We start from the raw sequence: 26001 nt of genomic DNA on the forward strand, positions 1-26001 counted from the left end.
TCTTTATGTTTTCTCAAGGATACATTTCTGAGTATTAGTTGGAAATCAGTGACTGAATATTTTGCTCTGGTGGAAGTCCCCCACCGACCTTTCCAGAGGGGGAGCTGAACTATTATTACCAGCGTTTCAGCAGCAGGCTGGCGTTGACACCGCCAAAACCAAAACCGTTCGAAAGCGCATAACGCATCTTCTGTGGGCGGGCCACCAGCGCCACCAGGTTCAGACCTTCCGCGTTTTCATCGGGGTGATGCAGGTTCAGCGTCGGCGGCACCATCTGGTCGCGCAACGCCTGAATGGTGAAAATAGCCTCAATCCCGCCAGCTGCGCCTAATAGATGGCCGGTTGCTGATTTCGTCGAGGTAATGGCGACGGGATGTGCGCCAAACAGTTTTTTAATCGCCGCAAGTTCACCTTTGTCTCCAACCTGAGTCGAAGTGGCGTGAGCGTTAATATGGTCAATCTCTTCTGCTGAGATCCCCGCCTGACGAATGGCCATTTCCATGGCCCGGCGTGCGCCATCACCATCTTCCGGGCCAGCGGTCAAGTGATAAGCATCAGCGCTGGTGCCGTAGCCGACAAGCTCGGCCAGCGGCGTGGCGCCTCGCGCTAGCGCGTGCTCCAGCGACTCAATCACGATAAGCCCGGCACCTTCTCCCATTACAAAACCATCGCGGTCGCGGTCAAAGGGGCGGGAAGCGGCTTCCGGATGGTCGTTGGAGGAGCTGGAAAGCGCCTTTGCTGCAGCAAACCCAGCAAGACTAACACGATGAATTGCCGCTTCTGCACCACCGCAGAGGGCGATATCTGCCTCGCCGCTGTGGATCATCCGTGCAGCATCGCCAATGGCCTGCGCGCCTGCCGCGCAGGCGGTTACCGGCGCGCCTATGGGGCCACGGAAACCGTGGGCGATAGACACATGCCCGGCGGCCAGGTTGGCAAGAAAAGAGGGGATGGTGAACGGAGACAGGCGACGCGGCCCGCGCTCATCCGTCGTATGTACCGCATTGGCGATCTCGCCGAACCCGCCGATCCCGGTGGCAATGACCGTTGCGGTGCGTTCTTGTTCTGTCGCTGATTCAGGCGACCACCTGGCCTGCGTTAGCGCCTCATGCGCGGCAACCAGCGCAAACTCGATAAAGCGATCCATTTTTTTGCGCTCTTTGGCCGGGATGATCGCTAGTGGATCGAAGCCGTGCAACGCATCGTGTTCGATGGACGGAACCAGTCCAGCCACTTTGCAGGGAATATCCGCGACCAACTGCTCGCTAAGCTTTGTAATACCTGACTTCCCTGCCAGCAGAGATTGCCAGACATGCTGTACGCCGCACCCCAGAGGGCTGACAATCCCCATCCCGGTTATGACAATGCGTTTAACTGAAACGCCCATAATCAACTCTCCTGTAATATTAGTGTTCCGGCGGTATTTCCATCAATAGAACCAGCAGCACGGCCATCAAAAAACGATCATGATGAAGGCTCTTTTTTTACTGGCCGGATTCATCGCTGGCATCTCTATAAGACTCGGGTTGGAATTTTTGCCCACTATAACCTTCGCGTTTGCGCTGCAAATATTCGTGACGGTATTTCATCATCGGCGAGGCTGCGGGTCCCGGCACCATGGTGTATTTATCCGGGATAATCTCTTCACCGGTCGCTTTATCGACCAGGATCGGCTCCACGTGCCGCAGGGTTTCACTTTCCACCAATTGCATCTGACGGCCTTCGGGTGCGAAGTTGCGGTTACCCCATTCCGCCAACGCCAGCAGCACCATGCGAAAATCGCGACCGCTTTGCGTGAGGTGGTATTCGTAACGAGGCGGTGTGCTGCTGTAGCAAATCTTCTCCAGTAGTCCATCGTCTACCAGTGACTTCAGGCGGCGCGAAAGAATATTGGGCGCGACGTTACTGCTTTTCTGGAACTCGTCAAAGCGGGTAAAGCCCGCAAAGGCGTCGCGCAGGATCATTATGCTCCAACTGTCACCGATGCGGCCAAGACTACGGGCGATGGGGCAGGGAGCGTGAAAAAGCGGTTCATTTTTCATGGACAGACCTGAATGAATTGGTGGCTTTCAGAAGCAAATTGACATAGTAACTATCAAAATGCAAGTCACTTAAAAATGTTCTCTTAGCAGGTTCATGGCGCAGTAGTTAAGGTAGACCGCGATATACCAATACAGGGTGGCGATACGGCTTAGCGGAAAGCGGCGGTGTACCGGGCAAGTGCATTGAAAAGTACCGGATGAATATTGATTAAGTCGAGTTACTGCATTCCAAATACAAATGCTGCATCGCGGCAGATAGGTGCAAGCCTGAGTAAACCGGTGGTGAGGGCTGAAACGGCAGCCCTGTGCCAGGAGCATCGATACAATGAATAGCGGGATGCAGCACAGTCACTATCGCTGTTAATAAAAACATGTTTTAAAAAACAGTATTGACCGCAAATCTCAAATAAGTAAATTAGTACTCAGCAGCACAATGAAAGTGGTTAGTAAGTTGCTAAATGAAAAGAAGTTCTGGGTTAAGCCATTTTGCTTTACAGGCCACGAAGTTTGTAGTTTGGGATGTAGTTCGCTTTCAGGCCTCGTAGTGATTGTGCTGATTCGCAAAATGGTAGTGTTAGCGCGACGATGTAAGGCCTTGTTTTTTTAGTTTATGCTGGCGGTTTCGTTTTTTGATGGCAACCGTATCAGTAAAGGGCAACGCATCAAAGAGTATATGTCGCGATGGGTGATGTGCTTGTTTAAGTAGCCACGCTTAGCTCTTGAAAGCGCAGGCAGTGTATAACGAGATATATAGAGGGAGGTTTTTTAGTATTAATGCCCAATATTATCTGTAGTGAACGGGTACATTTGAAAGCAGTATAAATAGCTGTATCATTTTATTAAGTCCATTAATGTTAAATCTGAAGTCTGTAGTACCTTAAAAGCCCTGGCTGCAATGGTCAGGGCTTTTAAGATTACTCATCTCTTTGAATTGTAAGTCTTCCCAACACATTCCTGACGAAATTAATTTTGCTTATCAACTCATATGAGTCAGCGGTTTGGCCTGCCCCCTTAAAGCTATACATCCCACGGATTTGTTTTCATTTTCTTCATTGCATACGCTTGACCATTCACGGTGAAGGTGAGTTTCTCAGTATCGATTACTCCCTCAACCTCTTTGTAGTCGAATGGGTATTTCACTTTATTATCGTTAATTTTGTACAAGCCGCCCTGAATGCTCGTGCCCTGTTCGACTTGCAAATAATCACCTTTGATTGTCCAACGTCCTTCTACGTGGTATCCAATAGCGCTACCGTGCTCATTAAAGTAAATGCTCATGATGATTCCTTACTCTTTGAACTCAGTTTCTTGATCATCAAATTCTCCATTACGAGAGAGTTTGATTGAAAAGCGCTTGAATGTATTGAAAAAGTTTTCCAAAGTTATTTTTACATTTTCTCTTCTTAACTCGCCAGCTTGTTCCACTATAGGTCGTCAGAAGGATCACACCTTATCAGGGTACTGGTGTACCTTTCGGAGCGTGAGCGAAGCGCTGGCAGAGCCGGATCTGTAGCTACCGGGGCATTTACCACTATTCACCTGTTTAGGCGGCACAAGGCCGCACATCGGGCTTAAATGCGTGCGATCAATCTGTTTTGGGATGGTTTAAAGACGTTGGCAGCGTCATCAGCTTCGAGTTGATAGCGGTTCGTGTGGACTGTTCACGCTTTGTGCCTGTTCGAGCTTTACAGCTACAGGCCGCTACGTGCTAACATCCCTGAGTAGCCACTGTTAACCATAGCGGCAACTGTTGGTCATAGAATCCCTTAAAAGAAGATCGTAACTTGAGAGAGAAATACTCTTTAAGTTATTGTTTTTAATGGATTTTGTTGTGTGAGTGCGATAATAGGAACAATACCTGACCACTATCATATTGATAGTATTAACTAATACTCTGTTTCAACTACCTACATGCCCCCATTGATGCCCCCATATGTTTTTCTGCCCTAAATGACAGAGTGTTTTTTGTCCAACTTAATGCTTCATCCTGAACGCTTCGGCCATCATCCCGATCTTATGCATATGGTTATTGTTACGCGCCATTTTATGCGCTTCGGGTTTCAGAATGATAATCAACAGATAGGCATCAGGGTCCATCGCACCTTGGCAGTATACCAAATGCGCCTGATCGCTGGTTCGTTTGAACTGACGTAAAAACTTCGGGAAAGGGGCATCCGCATCGGCAAGATGAATGTGGGCCACTTGCTCTTCTTTTACCAAGGGATAGGTGCGGTCATCATCATAAGGCGCATCACGCCCAAAGGTATCTGGCAACACGCCATCCTTTTTATAGGACAGAAAATCCGCCGCCAAATCATCAAGCTCTTGTTGGCTTAATTGTTGACGGATCAGTGCTGACTTGAAAATCCTGATACTCATTCCGTGAACTCGGTCAGATCCTTGTCAGAGGCGTTTTGCAGCAGTTTCTGTCCACTATCCGCAATATCACTTAAACGTTCAGCCGTTGGCCTGAATCGCGCACCGGTATGAACCCTGCCCTGCTTCTCTTCCAACAGATCGATCAGCTCTTCAAACACCTTAGCACTAACCATGTAGCCAGCGGGACGGTTGTTTGAGAGAACGGCAACCGGTTCATCAATAAAATATTTCGCCGGGTTCTTTCGTAACTCGGTGATGTTGATAGATTTTTCTGCGAGGATACGTTCCATAGATCACCTAAAATCGTGTTTTATTACATACATTATAATGCACACCAAAGCGTACATCTAGTTTAAATGTACTGAGGAGATTAAAGTCTACTTATGAGTGCATGATGAGCTGTGAGGGTGTTGTCGTGCATGTGCAGCCAAGGTCTGCTAGGCTAAGCATCTTGAAAAACGCATTCCGAAAATGAGTGGTCGTTTCATTTTCTGTTCTTTACCCGGGATGAGATGATTCAATTTTGAGTTTACGTGTGAGGGCCTCAAGAGACACCCTAATCTTATATAACCACTTCGACTTCGGTCAGAAATGCACATTGGTCTATTAGTTATAGTTGCATTATTTATCCTAAGTGAGTGTGAATAATTTGTAAACATCAAGGAGATTTTCGTGGTTCATCACTTCGTTAGCCTCAGAAAAAAAAGTTGAAAAAATATTGCTTTAACGTTAGTTTGGAATGAGTAAAATAATGAAATAGAAACAGAGTGATTTACAATTTATAAAATAGACAATTTTCATTAAATTATTATACTTAGTGGAGATAGCACTTGAAAGCCCCAAAAACTGAATTAATTAGCAGAGCTGGCGTATATTTTGCTGGGTACGCTTTGTCAATATCAGGTATTATCTTTCGCGAAACAAGCTCAAGTGATATTGGCATAGATGGGCAAATTGAATTAGTTGATAAAGATGGTTCTGCTACTGGCATGTTAGCTGGAGTACAGATAAAAAGTGGTGACTCATTTGTAGACCACAAGAAAAGGGTATTCACATTTAAAGCTAGTAAAGAACATTATAAATATTGGGCCAATCTTACAATACCAAGCATAGGCATTGTCTTTTCTCCTAAACTTAAAACTGCTGCATGGTTCAATCTAGAAAACCACTCAAAAGAAATCATTAGCAACAACTCCTCTAGCACAATAATTCAGAAGATAGACATCTCCAATGAATTATCTATTGAGAACAGCCCTTGCTGTTATCTTATTAATTATATTAGAAATTATTACAAGCGACCAATAACAGAAGAAAAGTTGAACAACTTTGATTCATTAGACAGTGATAATAAAACATCTAACACTGATAAAATAATTATATGGAAGCGGTTAACTGCCGCATTCTTTTCATCAGAGAGCAATCCGGAAGTCATTTATGATGTTGGATATAGATTGTCATGGCATTTTCCTGTTGTTACAAATGAACAACGGAATTTCTTCAAAGAACGTCTAAATAAAATTACAATACCAGAATTATATAATGTAATCAAAGGTGTAATATTTGCGTATGAAAATGATTGCGACCGTGGTTTCGAACTAATAACAGATCTGTTAAAATACAAAACAGATATTATAAAAATGTTATCAGAACTGATGAAGTCTAATTTACCGACACCGAAAGAAATACTACTACTTAAAGATATTATCGATTGTTTGGTGCAGGATATATAACATATAATCCAAGCTTGCTCTCTACGGACACTGGGCTATACCACATAACATAGATTAAATATTACGCACGACAAGGAGATAGTATGATAACTCTATTTTTAGGAGCTGGTTTTTCGAAATGGGCATTCGACTTACCTTTAGTAAATCAATTATTTGATTTAAATATCTCGGCGACATCAGAGCAAGAGGTAAAAAAACTAGCTTTAATTGAAAAGGATTGGGGAGATTGGCGGAAAAAAAATCCTGATGTAACTCCTGAAAAATTTGTCTATTGGTGCATGAATAAATCATCGCATAGAAAAAGTCGCATAATTTGGTATGTGAGTCGTCGCCTAACAGAACCATTCATGACTAAAATCAGGGGTTCATATACTTCGGCAATGTTTGATGAGAGATCAATTAGAGAAAATGAAAGAATAAAGTATCTTCGAGAGTTCTTTGCGAAATTAAGCGAAAATGGTTTAAGTGGAATTCTTACTTGTAATTACGATACAATTACTGAGTGTGCTTTGGGTATGTCTGGATTTAACTACGGTGTCATCGGTGAACAATTGTTCGGAAGAGGAATAAATCCATTATTCCCATGGCAAAATGCACACTTACAGGTTACTGGTTCAATTTCATTAGCTAAATTACACGGTTCGTTGTCTTGGGATATAAATACAAAATACACAAGTGGAAAACCGGGAAGAAATGGAAAAGCACTAATTATTCCACCAGCACCAGAAAAAAAACCACCAGTAGAACTACAGTATACTTGGACTTTAGGAGCAAAACTATTAGAACAAAGTAACATTTTAATTATATTTGGTTTTGCATTTAACCCATACGATCAGGCATTGCTAGAGTATTTAAAGAAGCATGGTTCTAACCTCCAAAAAGTTATTTTAGTTGATCCATTTCCAAATATAGCAAGTGCCCAAGCACTTTGGCCTGATGTTTCAATACAAGTAATTGACCCAAGAGATAATTTTGATGCTGACACCTTACTTTCAGTGCTTAGTAGAAAGATGAAGAAAACACCTAACAATATTTTACTATCAAACAAGGATCACTCATCTTGAACAACTGCTCTAAATATCGAATATCAGTCAGCTATTAAAATATATTTATATATAATCAGATTGCAAGGATCAAAGAATGAATAGATATGATAAAGTTGATTTAGCATATGAATTTTTGAGCAAAATGGAAAAGAAAGGTGAAGCTTTCACAATAGAACAACTTGTTGAAACCACTGGTTGGGCTATTGACACTTGTCGAACCTATCCGTCTAAACGTTGGCATCAGTACATTGAAAAAGATGGTTCACAATATACAACCTCAGGAATTATTTATCTAAGTAAAGAGGAGTTTAGATCAGTTCACAGTCAAAAGCTTCAACAGACGACCGATCAATCAATAAAAGGAATCTTCATTCATAAAGCTAAAGAATTCGCCCTACTAGCAGTAAGCACTTATAATAATCCATACACAGAATTCAAAACTCATGGATTCATTGTAAATATCATCATCGCTTACACTTCATTATTTCATGCTATTTTTAATAAAAAAGGAATTAATTATTTTCATTTTAATGATAATGCAGAAAAAATTTTCATTGATGGCGAGGAAAAAGCATGGGAACTTGCAGAATGCATAGATGAATACTGGCGTGGTGTTATGACACCTGAAAAAGCAAATATAATTTTTCTTATTGGATTGCGAAATAGAATAGAGCATCGAAGTTTACCTGCTATAGATCTTGCGGTTTGTGGAGAATGCCAATCTGCTTTAATTAATTTTGAAAATATTTTAGTAGAAGAGTTTGGTGATGAACATGCGCTAGCGACAAGTCTTGCCATAGCAATGCAATTGACTCGGGTTTCAGAGCAAGCTCAAATCGACGCATTAAAACAGATGCAAAAAGAAAATTACAAGGTAGTCCGTGAGTATATGGAAACTTATCGCAATGATTTAGGCAACGATTTAGTTGAAAGTCAAAAATATAGGATTCGAGCATTTTTAGTTCCGAAATTAGGAAATCATGCAAGTTCGTCCGATATGGCTATTGAGTTTATTAATGTAAACAAATTAACAGAAGAGGAAAGAGAGAACTATGAGCAGGGAGTTGCATTTATAAAGGGTGTTGAAAATCCGTTTAAACTTAGGCCGTCAAAAGTTGTAGAAGCTTTGGCTAAAAAAATACTAGATTTCAATATGGCCCTCCATACTAAATGCTGGAAATATTATGAGGCAAGGCCAAGAGAAATAGAAAGAAACTTCAAAGGTGAATATTCTGGTTTTGTGGAGGGTTTTGAAGGATATCTTTACACACAACAGTGGGTAAAATTTTTAACTACAGAACTAAAAAATCCAGAAAAACTAAGTCAGATCAGGAGGCAAACTATTTAACAATAATAATCCATAATGAAAAGCATTGGATACACGGTAAATGCGCCAACAATTAAAGCAGCAATGGTGCCAAGCACAAGGAGCAATTACAAAAAAGAGAACCCTTGCTGGATTTTTTGGTTTGCGTTATTTATTTCCATTGATTACCTCCATATTTGTTATTGATAAATACAGAGATAAGGTATTGAGAAAATTAATCAACACACGAAGGATATTGTGGGGTATTTTCGTGATGGATGGCTTACCTTAAATAGCCATTCAGATACAACGAGATTTAAAATTAAAAATGTCAATTTACACGCCCACACAAGAATAACTCACCTTCACAAGGTTATCGCTTGTAGCCGCAACTGAAAAGGTATAATCACTACCCGATGGCGTCTCTACGGTGTGGAATAGCGTCACACTTGAACCTGATGCCCTGCCATGATCATATTCAAAGGCAGCGGTTTTATCAGATTCAACAAGTAGGCCATTGGCATAAAGATTGGCTGTCATTTGATAAACGGCATAGTAAACCACCCAGTTGAAGTAAGCGTGAACCAGTATTTTGCCAGAAGCACCACTTCGGCAAGTAAACGCGGAATTGTTGTTGATGCTCCCAGACGAAACAATCGTGTTCCCTTCATTACCCTTCCATTCGCCATCAATACACCATACTGGCGATCCATCGGTTGCCTTGCTGATAAGTCCGTAGGTAAGCATGTCTCCCCGGTAGTGGCTATTGATGTGGGTTGAATGTATCTACCAGCAATATTGCCTGATGCACTGATGCCACCGGTGGTTTTACCATCATTAGATGCTGACAAAACAAGATCACCGCGAAGCTTTTGACTTCCCCATACATCAAGCTTAACCGATGAGTTGTTATCGCCATTAAGGGAGAGGTAGCCATCACCCGCCCCGCCTGCGACGTTAATCAACACCGCATTCTGATTACTGGACCCACCGCCGCCAATTTGGAGACGGCTGCTGTTAGTCTTGGCAGCAACATAGCTATTCGAATCAATGCCATTCTTAACGGTCAGATAGCTGTTCATGGATACGTTTTTGCCAAAGGTAGAGAAGCCCGTCACCACCAGATCTTCTGAAACACTGACATTCTTGGCAAAGCGCCCATAGGAACCATTAAACGAAACCGCATTGACATCACCGGACGCGGTAATGTCTTTGGCGTTGTTGATGCTTTGACCTCCCATGTTGAGATCGCCCGTCATTGGCAATGTGCCATCACGATGTAGGTAAACAGAATACATGGAGGAATCGTATCCTACTCGGTAGGCCAGCAATCCAGCCGCATTAATCCCACTATAGTTATTTTGGTTCTCAGTCCATTGACCACTCGTACCTGATGCGACAGATGCAGATTGCGTCATACCGCTATCAATCCCTGCTGTTTGCATAGCACGGCCTAATAAGTCATAGCGAATACGGTCTCCTTCTGACCAAGGCAACGTTGTTATTATCAGTAGTTAGGCGTTGTTCCAGCGCGTTTTAGCAGGATTTTATAAGAAGATTTTTGCATATTGACGCCAGTATGACCCGCAGGCAACAGCCCTTCATTAACCAACGTCTGATAAGTAATTTCACAACCATTAGCCGAACAGGTTCTTGGTCCCGGATCGCTTGTCTGGCTGCTGCTGGATGTCAGGGTTGAAAGCTTGTCAAAATGAATACTGATATAACGATTAACCGCTTCCCCCATCTGTTTCATTTGAGCACCAACGGTATTAGCCATGATGGCTTCTTGATCTTGCTTCATGTCCTGAAACTTTATGAATGTCATTGCAGAGCCAATACCTAAAACTAATGTTATTCCCAATAAGGAAAAACCTTTTTTATTTATTATTTTCATTTTTCATCGTCCTTTTTACTTTCACGTAATTGTTAATTAGCAAAAATAAAAAAGTGGTCAATATTACCTCTGAAATTAAAAAAACATTTTTTAGTTATGAACACCTGATAAACACACACCTTAGGTTGAACTTTAAGTCATCATTGAGTTAGTTAAAATCAATATAATAACTGAATGTTATTGTTACCACCCTATCCATGCACTGTATAACAAACCATATCCCACAAATCTAAATTATTAGATAAAATAGAATACAGCTTTAAATCTTTCTATGCCAAAACTATGCCAAAAAAATCAGTGTAATAATGCCATTAAAAATCAGAGGGTTAATGCATGAATACTGCGTACTGGAGTAGAAGAAAACAGAATGATGATGATAACTACCCTGTAAAAGAATTCAATTCAAATACTGAGGACAGCCAGTACCAAAGAGACAGAGCAAGGGTTATTCATTCGGCAGCATTTAGACGATTACAAACTAAGACGCAAGTATTAGGACTCGGAGAAAATGATTTTTACCGGACACGATTAACACATTCTTTAGAGGTAGCACAGATAGGCTCTGCCATTTGTGAAAGATTACATGAAAAGTATACGACAGATGAACTCATTAGATCGTGGATTCCATCCTTAAGCCTGATTGAGGCTATCGGTTTGAGTCATGATATAGGTCACCCTCCTTTCGGTCATGGTGGTGAAGTAGCACTTAACTATTCAATGATTGATTCGGGTGGATTTGAAGGCAACGGGCAGACCCTAAGAATTGTTAGTCGCCTTGCCGAATACTCACCAAATCATGGCATGGATTTGACTCGAAGAACCCTTTTAGGACTGGTAAAATATCCGGCTCCATATAGCAAAGTAAGAAACTATAATCAAAAGGAAATATCCCAAACTATTCTTCCCTTAAATTTAGATAACTGGCACCCCCCAAAATGTTATCTTGATGATGAAAAAAATTTACTTGATTGGATTTTTAAAGAAATCCCTAAAAATGACATTGAGATATTTTCAACCATTAAATTTGTAGAGAGCAATCATCATGAAACAATTTTCAAATCATTTGACACGACAATTATGGAGCTTGCTGATGATATTTCATATGGAGTTCATGATTTAGAAGACGGTATAGCATTAGGTCTCATAACTAAAAGCATGTGGGAAAGCGATATTATCCCAATAATTTTAGCTCATAATAATAATCAACTGGCAGAAAACATTGATTTCTATAATGAAAATCTCTTCGATGGTTCTAATAAAGAAAGAAAACATGCAATAAGTAAATTAGTAGGGTATTTTATTTCATCTATACATGTTGAAAGGAATGATGTTTTCGACACACCACTTTTAATGCTAAAAGCCACCCAAGATAATGACAGCATGAGCATCTTGAAAGCGTTAAAAAAATTCGTCATGAATCGGGTAATAAAAACTCCAGAAGTTCAGGTTTTAGAATATAAAGGTCAACAAATCATATTAAGGATATTTGAAGTCTTACGTGAAAATCCTAACCGATTGCTTCCAAAAAATACACTCAGTGCTTATAAAAATGCTGAAAATAAAAACAGAGTTTTATGCGATTATATATCTGGAATGACTGACAGTTATGCAACAAAACTGTACCACAAATTATTCACACCAGATATCGGTTCAATTTTTGATAGGTTGTAGATAAAAATATAAAATTACAACAAGGATAAAGCATGAAGATTGACAACATACAGCTACACTCTTTCTTACGCTCACAGGATATAACGTATTTTCATCATGCAAATACTGTAGCAACTGCAATATCTTTTATTAGGAATGGGGGGCTAGTTTCAAGAAGTGATATTGAAAGACTTGGAGCATTTCAAACGAAGCAGGAATCCGACCCGGAAGATAAGCAGTATGACGTCTGGGGAGATGTGTTTTTGGACACAGTGGACCTTCATGGTTTTTTCCCGAGACAAAACCTATATGGTCCTGTTTTGTTCAAGTTTAATATAGATTTTCTACTTCATGAAAATTTAGATATATGGATAACAAAAACAAACCCAATGTTTTGGATCCCAAACATGTCAAGTAATGAAAGATACTTCCAAGGCATGTCTGACATTTTACTGAACTGGAATAATTTTGATCGCCAACGCAAAATGATAACAATACGAAAACCATACCACCCAGTACTATTTAAGTACTTGGAGGAAATAGTTCTTGATGATCCCGGCGTTCAAATTTATGACGAAACCATACTTTATGATGTAGCACATGCATCGTTAAGTATAGAATTGAACAATGTTCAATTGCCTTTAACACTATTAACAAAAAGACATTGTAGCGGGTGTTTTTGCCAAGACAATTACCTAAGACAATTAACTATAGAGAAGTTAATAAGTCTATTCTTAGCACCACAACATAAGCATTGGAGAAACTAGATTTGCGATATTTAAATAACATTTAAATACTTGCCGACTCACCCTCTGGGGCTTGTTCAACAGTTCACCGACCTAAAAGCAAGTTTTAGGCCGGTTCACCGTTTGGACGTGAAAAACATGATTAGGACTTAGTTCTGTTTATAACAGTATCGATATAGGTTTGGCCCTGTACTCGGTAGGCTTTGATATCACTCTCATGAAGATTCTGGATATCAAGCAGAACCCCAAAGACTAATTCCTTATCTACATAACCAATATCACATCCTAAGACTTTGGCAACCTCTGCACCGAAAATAATTTTCTGACGAGTATTCTTTTTTTTTGTTTGTTGTTTCTTTTTGGCTTCCAAGAAGTATAGACGTTCCTGCGCTGAAGCAATTTGTTGTTTAATTGTTTTTGTTGTCATTATTTATCTCCCCAATGTTTTTTCTTGTTGGAATAAGGGATGTCAGCATAGTCATAACCATTACTAATCTGTTTCTTGATTGATCTTATTTTCATCTTGAACTGTTGCTTTATCTGGCGCTTCTTTGCTTGTTCCCTAATATTTATTACTATCTTTTCTGCTTCTAAATAGGCTTGTTCCGTATCGGTATAAACACCTTCATCAAGAAGTTTTTTGGCTTCCCAATCAATGGCTTCATCATTATTTTTATACATTAAACCTCCTTATGTTTGTTATAGGTTATCCTTTACCATATTTTTAATAATTATCAACACAGGAAACTAATTTTATTTTATAAAATGCAAGCTCATAAGGCTTATATTTAAATCCCACGCCACAGCATTAATCATTTCATTTAACTTATATCACTTATGTAGGCAATTATAGTTATTAAGAAAAAGATAGATAGAATCTAACTTAACCGCTTATATATGATCTATTAAATAGGTTAAACGCATATATTTGAGCGATTCAAAGCATCAGAATATTCATACCATCAATACATGGAATCCTGACCAGTTGAAAGGGATGGTAAATTTATGGCAATAAATTAAGCAACACTATACGATAGTAATCACTAACTGTTTTGTCTAATACTCACCACGTTACTTAATTTTTCTCGTTAATGTTTTTCATATTATCTCTTAAATTTTCACTATGATTTCCCATCCTAACCTGTGAAGGTTGCCACAGGGAAAACTACAGACAAAAAGCTACTATTTTATTGTTTTAGGGCTTTCCCGCCTTACGGCGGGATAAATTAACACTCTTCTTGTCCTTCGGACCCCATCTAAAACCCATCGGGTTAATATCGCGTAATACTTCGCCCTTTCATCTAGATTGCGCCGCTTAATTCGGCGTTTTGTTTTACAGACATTAATATATTTCGTATTAATTAAGTAGGGGCTTTTACATTGTTAGAAAAAACAATGCCCACTTATACACTCACTTCGTGAGCGTGTGGGGTCTACCGACGGTTGCCTGCCGCAGGCTAAAAGACAGGTCAACGTCAACATAAAATTTTTTCTTGCGAAAAACTAACAGCAGCATGGTTATATTTGAGGTTATTTATTATATGGCGATTTTTCATCTGGAGTTTAAAATTGTGAAGCGCTCTGATGGTATGTCTTCCTGTAGGAAGGCAGCCTACCACGCGCGTTGCAGAATAACAGATGATCGTACAGGCAATACCTACGATTTTAGCCACAGAACAGATTTATTCCATCATCAGATATTATCCCCTGATTCTGCTCCTTCTTATATTATCGAAAGCTCAACCACCCTGTGGAATGAAGTTGAAAGAGTTGAGCGTCAGAAAGACGGTCAAACAGCCCGTTATTTTGATATAGCTATTCCCTGTGAACTGAGCAATGAAGACAAGATAAAATTAGTAGCTGAATACTGCCAGAAAAATTTCGTTGATAAGGGAATGATTGCTGATATTGCTTTTCATGATCTCAATGGTGAAAATCCCCATGCGCATGTGATGTTGACATTAAAGCCAATCACCGCTGATGGCTTTGGCAAAAAAGAAAGAAGCTGGAACGACAAGAAAAACGTAATCCTTTGGCGTGAATCATGGTCAGTGATTGCCAATCGTTATCTTACTGATGCTGGCAGTAATGAATGTATTGATCATCGCTCTATTGATGCTCAACACAGTGAAGCACTCGAAAACGCTGCTATTACATTAGACGTTGAAGAAAAAGCGCTATGGCTTGCCAAAGCAACGTTAACCAGCCGTCCACCAATGCAACGTGTTCACCGTGCTAAGTGGAACAGCAAACAGGTTCAGGAAAAACGTGCTGCTGAACAGGCTGTTCGTGATGAGATGAAACAAGAAGCTCAGGCCACATACAACATCTTCAAAGATTTAGATCTGCAGATCGTTGTTGACCTTAGAAGTTTCACGATATCCGAACTGTCTGAGCCTGTTGAAATCGTATTGCCAGAAACAAGTACGCAGTCATCGTCATCAGAGGATCAACAGCCTGTTCTGGTCGCCCCTGCACCTCATGCACGCACTAAATTGAAAACCCCATCATCTTCAACTGCCAGAGCGGTCAAACGCGCTCCTCTTAAAAGTAAGAGGAAGCAGGTCAAACCCCGTCAGAGTGATGTGTTCACGCGTTTCACGCTATTGGTAATAGCATATATAAAAGAGAAATTCGTCTGGGCCAAGAAGAAGCCTGTTGCTCCTGATGTTGACCATGACAAGCGTATTGCCGAAAACTATGTGTTTGATGAAGTGCAGGGGATCTATGTGCCACGTGCTGAGCATGAAAGACGTGTCAAATTTAACAGTGATGATTACAAGCCTACCAAAGATGAGATTAGACGTTTTCCAAGTCGTTTAACTAAGCCTGAACTGCCAGATAGCACACTAGACTACATCTCTTCCCATCCAACCGGTTTAGGACAAACAGCGCCAACACTCAGACATCCCAAACTTTATGCTCACCAAAGGACTAAAAAAGAATAATAATAGGTTTAAAAAGTGAAAATGCATTGATATAATCAATGATAAGTTTAGAGTTTTTTATGTAAGAGTTCATCATAATAACAATAAAAGTATTTAATAAATACCTTCCACAACACCACTAATTAAAAGCAGCAACATTAGTTTAGATAAATAGTCTGAAATAAAATTATTTAGATGATATAAACATAATTTAACAAAAGGATATTCACATGGCTAAAGTAATCAGCATGATAAACTGGAAAGGTGGTGTAGGTAAGTCTACCTTAACATTGCACCTCGGCGTAGGACTAATGCGAAGTTCAGATGAACACCCTAAGGTGTTATTAATTGACTTAGACCCACAATCAAACTTATCTTATTTGGCCCTAGGTGTTGATGGTTACGTAAAATATGTTTATACAGATAAAAAACCGACACTAAAAAATATTTTTGACAATTACTTTGATGGAAAAGACTTTGATACAAAACAAGCCATTATAAAGAACGCAGTAAATTCTAGCCCCGGTAGAGTATGGGTGAATGTTGATTTACTCCCTTCCCATCACGAATTAGTTCTTGTTGATATGATGTTAGCTCGTGAGAAGAAAAGTGCAGCCTCACATCAAAAAGAAACAGAACTTGAATTAGAAAAAATGGCCATAATAAAACATGCCATTGACCAAGTAGGTGATGAGTATGATTATATACTTCTTGACTGCCCACCGAATATTAACCTTGTTACTCAGAATGCTTTCTTTGCCAGTGAGTTATACCTAATTCCAGCAATACCAGACTTTTTATCCACTGTAGGTATATCGCTTATTAAAACAGAGATAGATAAATTAAACACAAACTTCAGAGGAATGATACAATATTCCAGTTCAAAAATTGACTTTACTGACACGGAAATGTTAGGGATTATATTCAACATGGTCGATGAATATGATAAAAAACCTAAAGGCACACATGAAGGAACAATAAGTGATGTAAAGTCTCAAAATCCCGGAATGGTTTTTGAGAAGTATATAACAGATGGAGATGGGATTTCTGTCGCAGCAGAAAACAACCTTACTGTTTATAGCTATGATAATTTACCTCGTTCTAAAGCTAATGCAGAAAAACAGAGTAACTATTTTGAAGGGGTCGTGAGTGAATTGTGCGAAAAACTGGAGGATTTATGATAAAAACTCATGAGTTGATAGCTCTTGCTCAATACATAACAAAAATAATGTCATTTTACCCCAATAAAACCGTGGATTATGCATTGGATGATATCTTAAGGTTGCTGGAAGAAAAGCATAAAATAAGTAAGAGCATATCGTCTAGCAAGAAGAGGTTAAAAGAAGAACCTACTACTATCGCTAATAATGAGACTCATGCTCAACTAACAGAGTTTGTTGGTCAAATGAAAAGTCTATCCATTGATGAAATAAATAAAAACCTTTCTGACGAGTTGTTATTCCCGACGGTGCAATCATTAAAGAGATTAGCAGACATGATTGGTATAAAATCAACCTCACGACAAAATCGAGATGTGATAATTATGAATATTATTAAAACCATCGAAAGACGAAGAATGGACATGACTATTTCAGACAAGGATAAGTAATATTTTACACTGATCATATATGCCAACCATCGGACGATGGCTGGCATATTACAAAAAAACAATTTGTTATATTATGGCGAATGGCACCCTCTATTCTTAAATATTATCAAAAATGCGTATCTATATTTTTTATTGTATTCCTATAACGCTGCTGCTCAATAATACTCAGATTGGGATCAGACAGAACACTCCGCCCCTTTACAGCAATATCGTAGTCAATTTGAGATTGTGTTTCATACTCTTTGGTCGGTTTAAAATATTCTGGTTGCGATGCAGATGACGACGCAGAATAACCAGAATATGTTTTACTCCCAGCACAACCAAGATAAGCCAGCAGGCAGGCAAACAGGAAGAACAACGTCCACACCACATTGTATCCATTAAGCGTGTATCCGCTGCCATAAGCATTTGAAAACACGCTGTGAAACCTAATAGCATTGATAATCAGGAATGATGAAAGGATAACACCCCTGCTTTTACCTACAGTTAAATGCTTACGCATGAATTTTACCGCTGGCACCAGCATGACCACAAATAACCCAATGGCGGCAAAAACCAGCCATACAGGGAACAGTCCATATTTTTGTGTTGTATTCTGCGATACCGTTACCAGTGATAGCACCAAGAAGGCGTTAAGCAGAAAAAGTCTAAGGGCCAGCGATCCCTTCACGTTCTTTTGTGTCTTTCGGAGAAACAGCACCGGTGCCAGTGATGGTATGTTCATCAGCAGATCGATGAAAAACGCCGAATAAATAGTGTTCATAGCGTCTTTTCCTGTAATTACCGAGCGGCCCAGCCGTTATTAGTTTTCACCAGAACAATTTTGGCTTCTTCGGGTTCAGCCATTCCCTTGACGCTAGAGAAAGCATTTTTATCAATCCACTCCGGAACAGCGTCGAGTTTCCACGTATAAGTCACTTGTGTGATTTTAGCGCCAGCGCCATCACTCGGTTCAGTCCAACTGGTGATCTCAGCAACAACACGATGACCGACACAGGCACCTTCCTCACGGTCCCAAAAATCAACTTGCTGGCCTTTGTCGGTGACCTCCAGAACATCAACACTGCTAAAGCCATTCGCCTGTTGTGAAAAATTAAGCAGACCCTGTTCAACAAGACCTTTCAGGATTTCATCGCTGGCATTGTATCCAGCAGAACGGTAGCCATGATTAACCTTTACTGGAAAACCTTTGTTGAACGCAAAGTCATTGTTTTGCAGGGAGTAGCACACCTTTGATTTTGAAATTTTCGCGTTGATAGCCTTTTCAAAATCGCCTTTCTCACCACATCCCGCCAGAACAAGAGCTGTACCAGCAACGAGTAAAATCTTCTTCATCTTCCTATCCATCCTGATAATCAGAAATGCTGTTATGTAGAGGTAGTCTGCTGCACATCTTTAGTCGGTAAGGCTTGTTCTTACTGGCATAACGCAACAAAACCACCTGATTAACCAATTGATAGGATTAAATTATTTTTGTGGACCGTCATATCGTTTGTAACGATCAAAATCAAAATAATGATAGTTAAAATATATCATTAAATACATATCGATCGATTAAAACAATTAAAACACCGATCGATAGGGAACGATTGATCGATGTAAACTATCAATTTTAATTTATCGATCTGCAATACCGATCATTTTCTTGCTAGATGAATCGTTACTGGATAAAGTGAACAGAAGGATCACTGGACCGTTTGTGGGTTGGTTCATGGGTATAGAACGTCAAACCCAATGACCAACAGCCAGCACTGTTCTATGGCCTTAGCGTAGGTTTTATTAATGCAACATCAGGGAAAACAACAGTGAAGGATGCCGTTAGCTGATTAGATAGAAAAACTCATAGGCTTCTGATAAGCGGCTTTCTTCACCACTAATTAACATGACCTATTTCAATGGACAGCAGCAACACAACGCTGGTCCCGGCCTCTTTACGCCTATTTTTACGTTTACTGTTTATATGGAGTTAACATGAGAAAACTGTTTATCGCTGCGTTGGTGATCCTACCTCTTACCGCTTGCACTACCTATGGCAACAAATCCCTTAAAGATGAATCCCAACAAACCGTAAAAAACAAAATCGTTAAAGGAAAAACAACCCAGCAAGATGTTATTAATGCTTTCGGGGAACCACAAACACGAGCCACCAATGATGGTCAGGAAATGTGGTCCTACTCCAGCATGTCAGGCGAGAGCCAGATCTCGAACTACATTCCCGGTCTGGCCCTACTGAAGAACAGCAATACAGCTCACATGAACTCCCTTGAGATCTGGTTCAAGGGAAATGTTGTTGAGCGATATAATTTCAGCCAAACGGCGAGTAAGGTTTCGAAGGGATTGTTGGATTAGTTGATAAAAGCAACATCATTGATGGGTCTGTTTTATGCATCAGACCCAATTTATTCAAATACTCCATAAACAAGTAAAGACAGTTAGTTTCCACAAGTTATAATTATCACGATCATAATATTTATTCCCTCAAATTAAATACTCTTGCAAGAAAAATTAATAAGATCAATAATAATTGAAAATTGTCCTTAACTATAAGCATGAGCCATAAAAGGTTTTCATATGTTAAGAAAAATATTACACATAAATAACTTCGCTGTATTCAACAATTTTCATGGAATAACTCAGTCCGAGATGAAGGTAACAATGTTGCTGAGTTAAAAAAAATGAACATTTTTTATGGTAGGAACTATTCTGGGAAAACAACCCTATCAAGAATAATGAGAAGTCTGGAGCTTTATAAGGTTCATGATAAATATCCTAATTCGGAATACTCTTTTGAATTCACTACTGGTGAGTTAATTAGCCATGATACACTGGTAAATAATTCTCGAAATGTAAGGGTATATAATCGAGATTTTGTACAAGATAACTTAAAGTGGTTGTTTAACTCAGATGGAGATATTAAATCCTTTGCAATATTGGGTGAAAGAAATATTGATATAGAAAATAAAATAGTTGAATTAAAAGATATTATCGGTGATAACCAAAAAGGACTTGTTTGTAACTACAATCTAAAAAACTTAGAATATAACAATAAAAAAAGAGAATTCCAATCAACATCTGAAAATTTAGAAAATAAACTACGTGAAAAAGCTAATAGGCAAATTAAAACAAATCATTTATATCAAAAAGTCACATACAATATTAACTCAATAGAAGAAGACATCAAAACAATACTGAACAACCCAATAAGAGATATTCCTCAAGAAGAACAAGCAAAGCTAGTTAATTTGCTATCAGAGAAAAGTAAAGATTTCCTACTGGATAAAGTAACGTTTTCTGATAAAACACTTTTACTACAAACCCAAGCTAATAATTTACTCTCTTATGAAGTGAAACCTGACGAAACCATACAGGATCTAATTAACAACTCACTCCTACAAGAGTGGGTTCGAAGTGGGATAAACTTACATAAAGGGGTAAGAGATACTTGTGCTTTTTGTGGTGGGGTGATTCCTCATAATTTATGGGAGCAGTTGGATTCACATTTCAATAAAGAATCAGAAAAACTAAGAGGATTAATAAATGATCTTATTTCTGATATAGATACTGTAATTAATACATTACCAACATCCCTACCTATTAATCAGGAACAGATTTATTCATTATTACATACTGACTATTTTGACGTATTATCTAGATTTAGCAAAGAGATTGTTTTATATGATAATTTCTTAATGAGCATGAAAAATTCGTTGCAAGAGAGACTCAAAGAAATATTTACACCGATGCCTTCAATAATCATTGAAGAAAGTTATGATTTAGAAGCCATATATAATTCTCTGGAAAGTATTCGACAAGCGCATAATACTAAAATAAGAAATCTGAAGAGTGATCAAGATGCAGCTAGAAATATCCTTCGCCTTACAGAAGTAAGTCAGTTCATTACTGACATTAATTATATTAAAGAAAAGGAAAAAATATCCTCTTTAGTAAATGAGTATAAAACTCTTGAGCAGGAAAAAAATAAAATACAAGAACAAATCAATAGTTTCAATACTGATATTCAAAATCATCTTGATCAACAAAGAGATGAAAGCTATGGTGCAGAAAAAATAAATCTTTTTCTAAAAAATCATTTTGGGCATAATAGCTTAAACCTAAGACCCTTCAATAATACCGAGACTCATGGTGTTAATTTCAAAATTTATAGAGGTGATACCCTCGCAGATAACTTAAGTGAAGGCGAATGTAGTCTTGTATCTTTTTGTTACTTCATGGCTAAGCTAGGTGACGTTGATTCAGCAAATAAAGACCTAATCATATGGATCGACGACCCTATTTCTAGCTTAGATAACAATCATATATTTTTCATATATAGCTTGATCGAAGATGTTCTCACCCGTCCAATTAAAAACCAAGGGCAAAGGAATAGTTATAAATATCATCAGATATTTATATCGACACATAATTTGGACTTTTTAAAATATATAAAAAGACTATCAAAACCCAAAGATGATGCAAATAAAGAAAGTTGTGGATATTTTTTATTGGATCGAGGAGAAACTATCAGCACTTTGAAAGTAATGCCTAAATATCTAAAAAAATACATCACAGAATTTAATTATCTTTTTGGGCAAATTTATAAATGTGCATATGGCAATATCGAAGATAACAACCACGATTCATACTATAACTTTGGGAACAACTTGAGGAAATTTCTTGAAGCATACTTATACTATAAATACCCAAACAATAAGCCAAATGATGAAAAACTTTATTTATTTTTTGACAATAATCAGCTTGCTGTGGATATTGCGAACAGGGTAAATAATGAGCTATCTCATTTAGAGGAAATTTTTGACAGAAGTATGCTTCCCGTTGACGTTCCTGCATTCAAAAAATTAGCAATATTTGTATTGGATACAATTCAAAGAAAAGATCCTGAACAATATCAAGCATTAGTTGACAGCATGTAAGAAGTTTGCACATGGCAATATTGTTAACAATATTGCCATATATTCAAGCATCTCTAATTACTACAATTAAGCATTCTTAAACATATCATCAATAATAGATAATTAGGGCAGCATAAAAATCATAATTCCCTGTCATCTTCATTTAACACAACAGTAATCTTCATCCTATCAACTGCCTGAGGCAACATCTCATAGAGATCAATCTCGACCTCATGCTCAAACTCACCATCGCTGAATATCACCACATCGCCATTATGTCAGCATTAAGCAAGATTCTACCGGAGGCTTCCAGTTCTTATAAGAAGATATCTTCAGCTAAGGCCTCGCGTAGATCCTTTAGATCAAGAGCGTTCATCAATGTGTATTCATCTGACGCGTTAGCTTTCACGCTACCACAGGAATAATAATCATCCAGTTTACTTAAAGATCTATTGGGATGCAGGCTGTTATAATCTATCATCCTAAATAGCTGTTCCTAATACCGCTACACCCAGCACAAGCCTTGTGGCACAAGGAATAGTCAGCTTTCCAGCACGAAAGCCCTTGGTATCAAGGCTCCAAAGTCGTAATGATGAACAATGGAGTAATAACCATTAGTTACTAAGTGATCTACTATTCGGAACACCTATTTAGATAGTATCCCAATCTATCGGCTCTTCTGGTGCTACAAGGCTTACATTATCCACAGAGATACCCTCTTTCACACTTTTAATCATGATCGCCCCTTGAGACTTTTTAGCCTGTAATCTGGCGATTAAAACATCAATATCTTCTTGGTTGTTTACATTTTCAATGACTGACTCGATAGACCTAAGCTGACCTTCATGATTAGTATAGTTTCCCCGACTATCAATCACGCTTTCGTCTCGTTCAATTTCTATCGTCTCTTTCTTTTTCCTAATCTCTGAAACGAAGCGAGCCCTATCACCGTTGAAGACAATAGCAGGGTTTATAAAATACCAGTTTTTTTCATTAGTTTTAGCAATAATGCGTTTCTCGATGAGTTCCTTTATCCCCCGGTAAAAGATAGATTCAGATAAGACAAAATGATCTATCTTTTCCGCAAGAGACATTGCTTTTTTACAACTCAGGTAGAAATGATCTTTGCCTATCGCATCTTGATAAATACGTAAAAAGATAAAAAATACTTTGTATGCTGTTTTCGTGAGATCAAAGTAGGCTTTTATTTGTGATGTATAGAGTTTGATGAACTCTTCTTTATCAACCTCTTGTGTATGCACAATATTAGCAAAGTAGCTTCGACTGGCATCTTTTCTTTCGATAAGTTCCGTTCCCCTTGAAACAGTCAGATTTTTCTTTCTTGTCTCAATCTTTAGTTCTGTTTCAAAGCAAAAAGGGTTTAAGCCTAAATCCAAGTCAACTTCCATTTCTTTAATCATATTATCACCTTTTATTGTTTTATTTATAATAAAGTAAATACCATGCTTGAAACAGATATCAAGTTTTTTGCATATTTTTTTGCGAAAATATTTTATAAATCGCAAGTTTTCCCGTGACGATGATTTAAATCACTGTCATTTTTTAGCTTAAAAATGATATAAGAACTGACTACAGAGTCAGAAAATCTCACCGTGCAGTCAGTAATGCTGACCATAGAGTCAGTAATACTGACCGTATAGTCAGTCGTGGTTTTCTAACACAAGCCTTATTCCCCAAGGGCTACAGGCCGTTTTTGTCTTAACTTAATTTTGCAAGAAGTAAGAGATAATACTTAAGAGGATTAAAAGAAACCGGGCGATTTTTATGATCGCCATCTGGGGTTTCTAATTATTTATTGCTAAGTATTCCTTTCTATTTAACTAAAATCTTTTTTTTGAAAATCCCCACCATCTATGAGCTAACGCTCATGTGCTGACGCACGGCTACGCCCTAATGCTGACATAAATATATTTTTGCTATTGGATCAAAAAACTATTTATCAAAGCAGCACTTGGTGATTGTCTACAACAATCACTTCGCTGGACAGGGCTTATCCCTGTTAATGATGGATTTTTTCATTAATGATCGTGGCGATAGCCGCTAATAACCAAATGTAAAACGTAGAGATTAATAACTATCAAACTTTCGCAAACACCGATTTTACTAATTTTCGATGGAACTTAATGAGTATATTTCTTGTAGACTGGCTACTGCCAGTCACATAGTTCCTGTGGTGAAATACCATCTCGCGCCATCAACTTGAGGAGTCTTTTCATCTTTAGCTTACGCACCTTATATTCACCAATCTCCTGATAATACTCCTCACGCCGCTCCTCTACCACTTTTCGAAATTTATTCAATAGTTGATTCAGTGTTTTCATATCTGTAGTAGCGGCTTCAGCTTGGATTTTTTTATACATAAACATAACGTGGAACTCATCAATCATCAGTTTTCTCCTATTGTCATAAGTGTTTTTATCTGCCCTTTACGGGGCAAATATATCTTCAAAGGAAACTATAAAGATTTATGAACAAATAAATACGAATGCCTTACCAACAGATTAGCGATAACCTTAAGATCAACCTCGTCAATATTCACATTATTTCCTTCTTTCTGTGTTAAACTCTCAAAGTTATCTTTAATATGCATTATCACGCACATGATAGTTGCACTCATAAAATCATGATCACTAATATACTCTCTTATATCCCCATCGTGATCATTTTGTAAACTGATCCAACTTGTCTCAAACGATCTTTTAGCAAGATCAAGGAACAGTTTTGTAGATTTGTTTTTAACTTTATTATTTTTAGACATAATTAACCCTCACTTTTATATGATTATTTAATATTTTGTTTATTTTCAGCCCCAATAAGGGGCCAAATAGATTTACATATAGGCTAACACTAAGGCTTTGGTATGCAGCGTCATTACCTCCATTCTCACCCCTTCAAAATCGATAAGATAGCGCTTATTTTTGGCTACGCCCTTTTTAGCTCGTTCGATTACTTGGTCATAGACTGTTTCCATATGATGATTATCAGTAAGTAAATTAAATGCCTCTTTTGGCCCTTTTTTGACTATATCCCAATAGATACGGTAATACTCTTGCATTGCTGATAGTAGAAACATCTCAGTAGCGATCCTATCAAAACCATTATTTTTCTTATTCATTTATTTTTCCTTTTCTTTGTTTATAGTGTAAAATACCCTGCATTATTAATGCATAAAATATTTTATTTTTTTATTTTTTTATATTGTAAAAAACACAGCGTTTAACGTTTTACATAAAACCTCCTCATCGTATTAATAGTGTATTTTCCATTAATCAGCATGTTTACGTGAAAACTGAATAATGTTTTCAATCCATTCATCGATTTCACTTTCTACAAAAGCTCTAGCTCTTATGCCAATCTTTATCGGTTCTGGGAATACGCCCCTGCTAATAAGTCGATAAATCCATGCTTTGCTATATCCTGTTTTATTCATCACTTCCGGCAGGCGAATAAGTCTTCTTGTTGTCATATATTTCTCCGTTGTTGTTTTGATGAATGTAGTATCTGCAGATCGCTTATGACGTTCAACCCTCGGAAAATCAGAATTGAACTTGAATTGAGTGTTTTTCATACAAAAACAGATGGAATGGCGGGAGAGCTGTCACTGGGCGGGGTGTAGAGCGATTTAGCAATAAGTGCTATTTATTTTGCTGTTTTAAGGTATTTTACAATTTTCATATTAATCAATTAGTTAATCAATATCAGTTTAAATTCTGACCTAATTCTTATCTGCTTTAGCCA

25 protein-coding genes and 1 pseudogene are annotated in these 26001 nt (G+C 38.4%); 11 read left to right on the top strand and 15 right to left on the bottom strand.

From position 1 onward, the window contains the following. Positions 1-115: 115 nt before the first annotated feature. The 5 genes from fabF to yafN form a co-directional block, all read right to left on the bottom strand. Positions 116-1387: a beta-ketoacyl-ACP synthase II gene (fabF, locus tag KOSB73_RS07960; protein WP_049085663.1), complete on the bottom strand. Its 1272-nt coding sequence runs from the start codon at positions 1385-1387 to the stop codon at positions 116-118. Positions 1388-1484: 97 nt separating this feature from the next. Next, the gene (locus KOSB73_RS07965) at positions 1485-2042 is read right to left on the bottom strand and encodes a winged helix-turn-helix transcriptional regulator (RefSeq protein ID WP_024359106.1); all 558 of its coding nucleotides are present in this window, start codon (positions 2040-2042) and stop codon (positions 1485-1487) included. A gap of 1017 nt (positions 2043-3059) precedes the next feature. Beyond that, entirely contained in the window at positions 3060-3320 is a 261-nt protein-coding gene (locus KOSB73_RS07970) for a hypothetical protein (protein ID WP_049089370.1), read from the bottom strand. Between the two features lie 696 nt (positions 3321-4016). Next, positions 4017-4421 (bottom strand): type II toxin-antitoxin system YafO family toxin, encoded by a 405-nt coding sequence (locus tag KOSB73_RS07975; protein WP_098140364.1) that lies wholly within the window; start codon positions 4419-4421, stop codon positions 4017-4019. Beyond that, positions 4418-4711, bottom strand: coding sequence for a type I toxin-antitoxin system antitoxin YafN (gene yafN / locus KOSB73_RS07980; protein WP_073395581.1), 294 nt, complete (start codon positions 4709-4711; stop codon positions 4418-4420). The genes KOSB73_RS07975 and yafN overlap by 4 nt, the downstream gene beginning before the upstream one ends. Positions 4712-5251: 540 nt before the next feature. On the opposite strand from yafN, the gene KOSB73_RS07985 reads away from it, so the two are divergent. The 4 genes from KOSB73_RS07985 to KOSB73_RS30630 all read left to right on the top strand — a co-directional run bounded on the left by KOSB73_RS07985 (position 5252) and on the right by KOSB73_RS30630 (position 8795). Next, entirely contained in the window at positions 5252-6151 is a 900-nt protein-coding gene (locus KOSB73_RS07985) for a DUF4365 domain-containing protein (protein WP_098140365.1), read from the top strand. Between the two features lie 83 nt (positions 6152-6234). After that, positions 6235-7215: a hypothetical protein gene (locus KOSB73_RS07990; protein WP_204320735.1), complete on the top strand. Its 981-nt coding sequence runs from the start codon at positions 6235-6237 to the stop codon at positions 7213-7215. A 76-nt stretch (positions 7216-7291) separates the two neighbouring features. Next, positions 7292-8545 carry a DUF3644 domain-containing protein gene (locus KOSB73_RS07995; RefSeq protein WP_098140366.1) on the top strand — a complete coding sequence of 418 codons (1254 nt, stop codon included), beginning with the start codon at positions 7292-7294 and terminating at the stop codon, positions 8543-8545. A gap of 40 nt (positions 8546-8585) precedes the next feature. Then, positions 8586-8795 carry a hypothetical protein gene (locus KOSB73_RS30630; protein ID WP_133116564.1) on the top strand — a complete coding sequence of 70 codons (210 nt, stop codon included), beginning with the start codon at positions 8586-8588 and terminating at the stop codon, positions 8793-8795. 901 nt (positions 8796-9696) lie between these two features. On the opposite strand, the pseudogene KOSB73_RS31485 reads toward KOSB73_RS30630, so the two are convergent. Then, a pseudogene (locus KOSB73_RS31485) lies at positions 9697-10400 on the bottom strand (shufflon system plasmid conjugative transfer pilus tip adhesin PilV); the annotation flags it as partial. A gap of 333 nt (positions 10401-10733) precedes the next feature. On the opposite strand from KOSB73_RS31485, the gene KOSB73_RS08005 reads away from it, so the two are divergent. Together KOSB73_RS08005 and KOSB73_RS08010 are read left to right on the top strand one after the other, a co-directional pair. Next, positions 10734-12071, top strand: coding sequence for an anti-phage deoxyguanosine triphosphatase (locus KOSB73_RS08005; RefSeq protein ID WP_073395576.1), 1338 nt, complete (start codon positions 10734-10736; stop codon positions 12069-12071). 32 nt (positions 12072-12103) lie between these two features. Beyond that, positions 12104-12817, top strand: coding sequence for a hypothetical protein (locus KOSB73_RS08010; RefSeq protein ID WP_073395574.1), 714 nt, complete (start codon positions 12104-12106; stop codon positions 12815-12817). A gap of 121 nt (positions 12818-12938) precedes the next feature. Here the strand turns inward: KOSB73_RS08010 and KOSB73_RS08015 are convergent, their stop codons facing one another. Both KOSB73_RS08015 and KOSB73_RS08020 read right to left on the bottom strand, forming a co-directional pair. Then, positions 12939-13223, bottom strand: coding sequence for a conjugal transfer protein TraD (locus tag KOSB73_RS08015; RefSeq protein ID WP_098140367.1), 285 nt, complete (start codon positions 13221-13223; stop codon positions 12939-12941). Beyond that, complete coding sequence (locus tag KOSB73_RS08020; protein WP_073395573.1) at positions 13223-13477, bottom strand: hypothetical protein; 255 nt, start codon at positions 13475-13477, stop codon at positions 13223-13225. The genes KOSB73_RS08015 and KOSB73_RS08020 overlap by 1 nt, the downstream gene beginning before the upstream one ends. An 860-nt stretch (positions 13478-14337) precedes the next feature. Here KOSB73_RS08020 and mobQ point away from each other — a divergent pair. From mobQ to KOSB73_RS31005, 3 genes are all read left to right on the top strand, one after another. After that, a complete protein-coding gene (gene mobQ, locus KOSB73_RS08025; RefSeq protein WP_098140541.1) occupies positions 14338-15744 on the top strand; it encodes a MobQ family relaxase in 1407 nt (468 codons plus the stop codon). 209 nt (positions 15745-15953) lie between these two features. Then, a complete protein-coding gene (locus tag KOSB73_RS08030) occupies positions 15954-16904 on the top strand; it encodes a ParA family protein (protein ID WP_098140368.1) in 951 nt (316 codons plus the stop codon). Then, entirely contained in the window at positions 16901-17332 is a 432-nt protein-coding gene (locus tag KOSB73_RS31005; RefSeq protein WP_204320734.1) for a hypothetical protein, read from the top strand. Before KOSB73_RS08030 ends, KOSB73_RS31005 begins: the two co-directional genes overlap by 4 nt. Before the next feature lie 106 nt (positions 17333-17438). On the opposite strand, the gene KOSB73_RS08040 is transcribed toward KOSB73_RS31005, so the two are convergent. Both KOSB73_RS08040 and KOSB73_RS08045 read right to left on the bottom strand, forming a co-directional pair. Beyond that, positions 17439-18095 (bottom strand): hypothetical protein, encoded by a 657-nt coding sequence (locus KOSB73_RS08040; RefSeq protein ID WP_098140369.1) that lies wholly within the window; start codon positions 18093-18095, stop codon positions 17439-17441. 17 nt (positions 18096-18112) lie between these two features. Next, positions 18113-18667, bottom strand: coding sequence for a membrane lipoprotein lipid attachment site-containing protein (locus tag KOSB73_RS08045; protein WP_098140370.1), 555 nt, complete (start codon positions 18665-18667; stop codon positions 18113-18115). A 636-nt stretch (positions 18668-19303) separates the two neighbouring features. On the opposite strand from KOSB73_RS08045, the gene KOSB73_RS08050 reads away from it, so the two are divergent. Then, positions 19304-19681, top strand: a complete 378-nt coding sequence (locus KOSB73_RS08050; RefSeq protein WP_098140371.1) for a hypothetical protein — start codon at positions 19304-19306, stop codon at positions 19679-19681. Between the two features lie 260 nt (positions 19682-19941). Continuing rightward, positions 19942-22263, top strand: coding sequence for an AAA family ATPase (locus KOSB73_RS08055; protein WP_265470600.1), 2322 nt, complete (start codon positions 19942-19944; stop codon positions 22261-22263). Positions 22264-22892: 629 nt separating this feature from the next. On the opposite strand, the gene KOSB73_RS08065 is transcribed toward KOSB73_RS08055, so the two are convergent. The 5 genes from KOSB73_RS08065 to KOSB73_RS08085 all read right to left on the bottom strand — a co-directional run bounded on the left by KOSB73_RS08065 (position 22893) and on the right by KOSB73_RS08085 (position 25729). Beyond that, a complete protein-coding gene (locus KOSB73_RS08065) occupies positions 22893-23660 on the bottom strand; it encodes a hypothetical protein (RefSeq protein WP_098140542.1) in 768 nt (255 codons plus the stop codon). Positions 23661-24410: 750 nt separating this feature from the next. Continuing rightward, entirely contained in the window at positions 24411-24650 is a 240-nt protein-coding gene (locus KOSB73_RS08070) for an H-NS family histone-like protein (protein WP_098140373.1), read from the bottom strand. A 68-nt stretch (positions 24651-24718) separates the two neighbouring features. After that, positions 24719-25021: a hypothetical protein gene (locus KOSB73_RS08075; protein WP_098140374.1), complete on the bottom strand. Its 303-nt coding sequence runs from the start codon at positions 25019-25021 to the stop codon at positions 24719-24721. A gap of 72 nt (positions 25022-25093) precedes the next feature. Next, on the bottom strand, positions 25094-25378 hold the full coding sequence (locus KOSB73_RS08080) for a hypothetical protein (RefSeq protein WP_098140375.1): 285 nt from the start codon (positions 25376-25378) through the stop codon (positions 25094-25096). A gap of 150 nt (positions 25379-25528) precedes the next feature. Further along, positions 25529-25729, bottom strand: coding sequence for a helix-turn-helix transcriptional regulator (locus tag KOSB73_RS08085; RefSeq protein ID WP_049594956.1), 201 nt, complete (start codon positions 25727-25729; stop codon positions 25529-25531). Positions 25730-26001 lie beyond the last annotated feature (272 nt).

It is taken from the genome of Klebsiella grimontii (genome assembly GCF_900200035.1).
Classification (GTDB): Bacteria; Pseudomonadota; Gammaproteobacteria; order Enterobacterales; family Enterobacteriaceae; genus Klebsiella; species Klebsiella grimontii.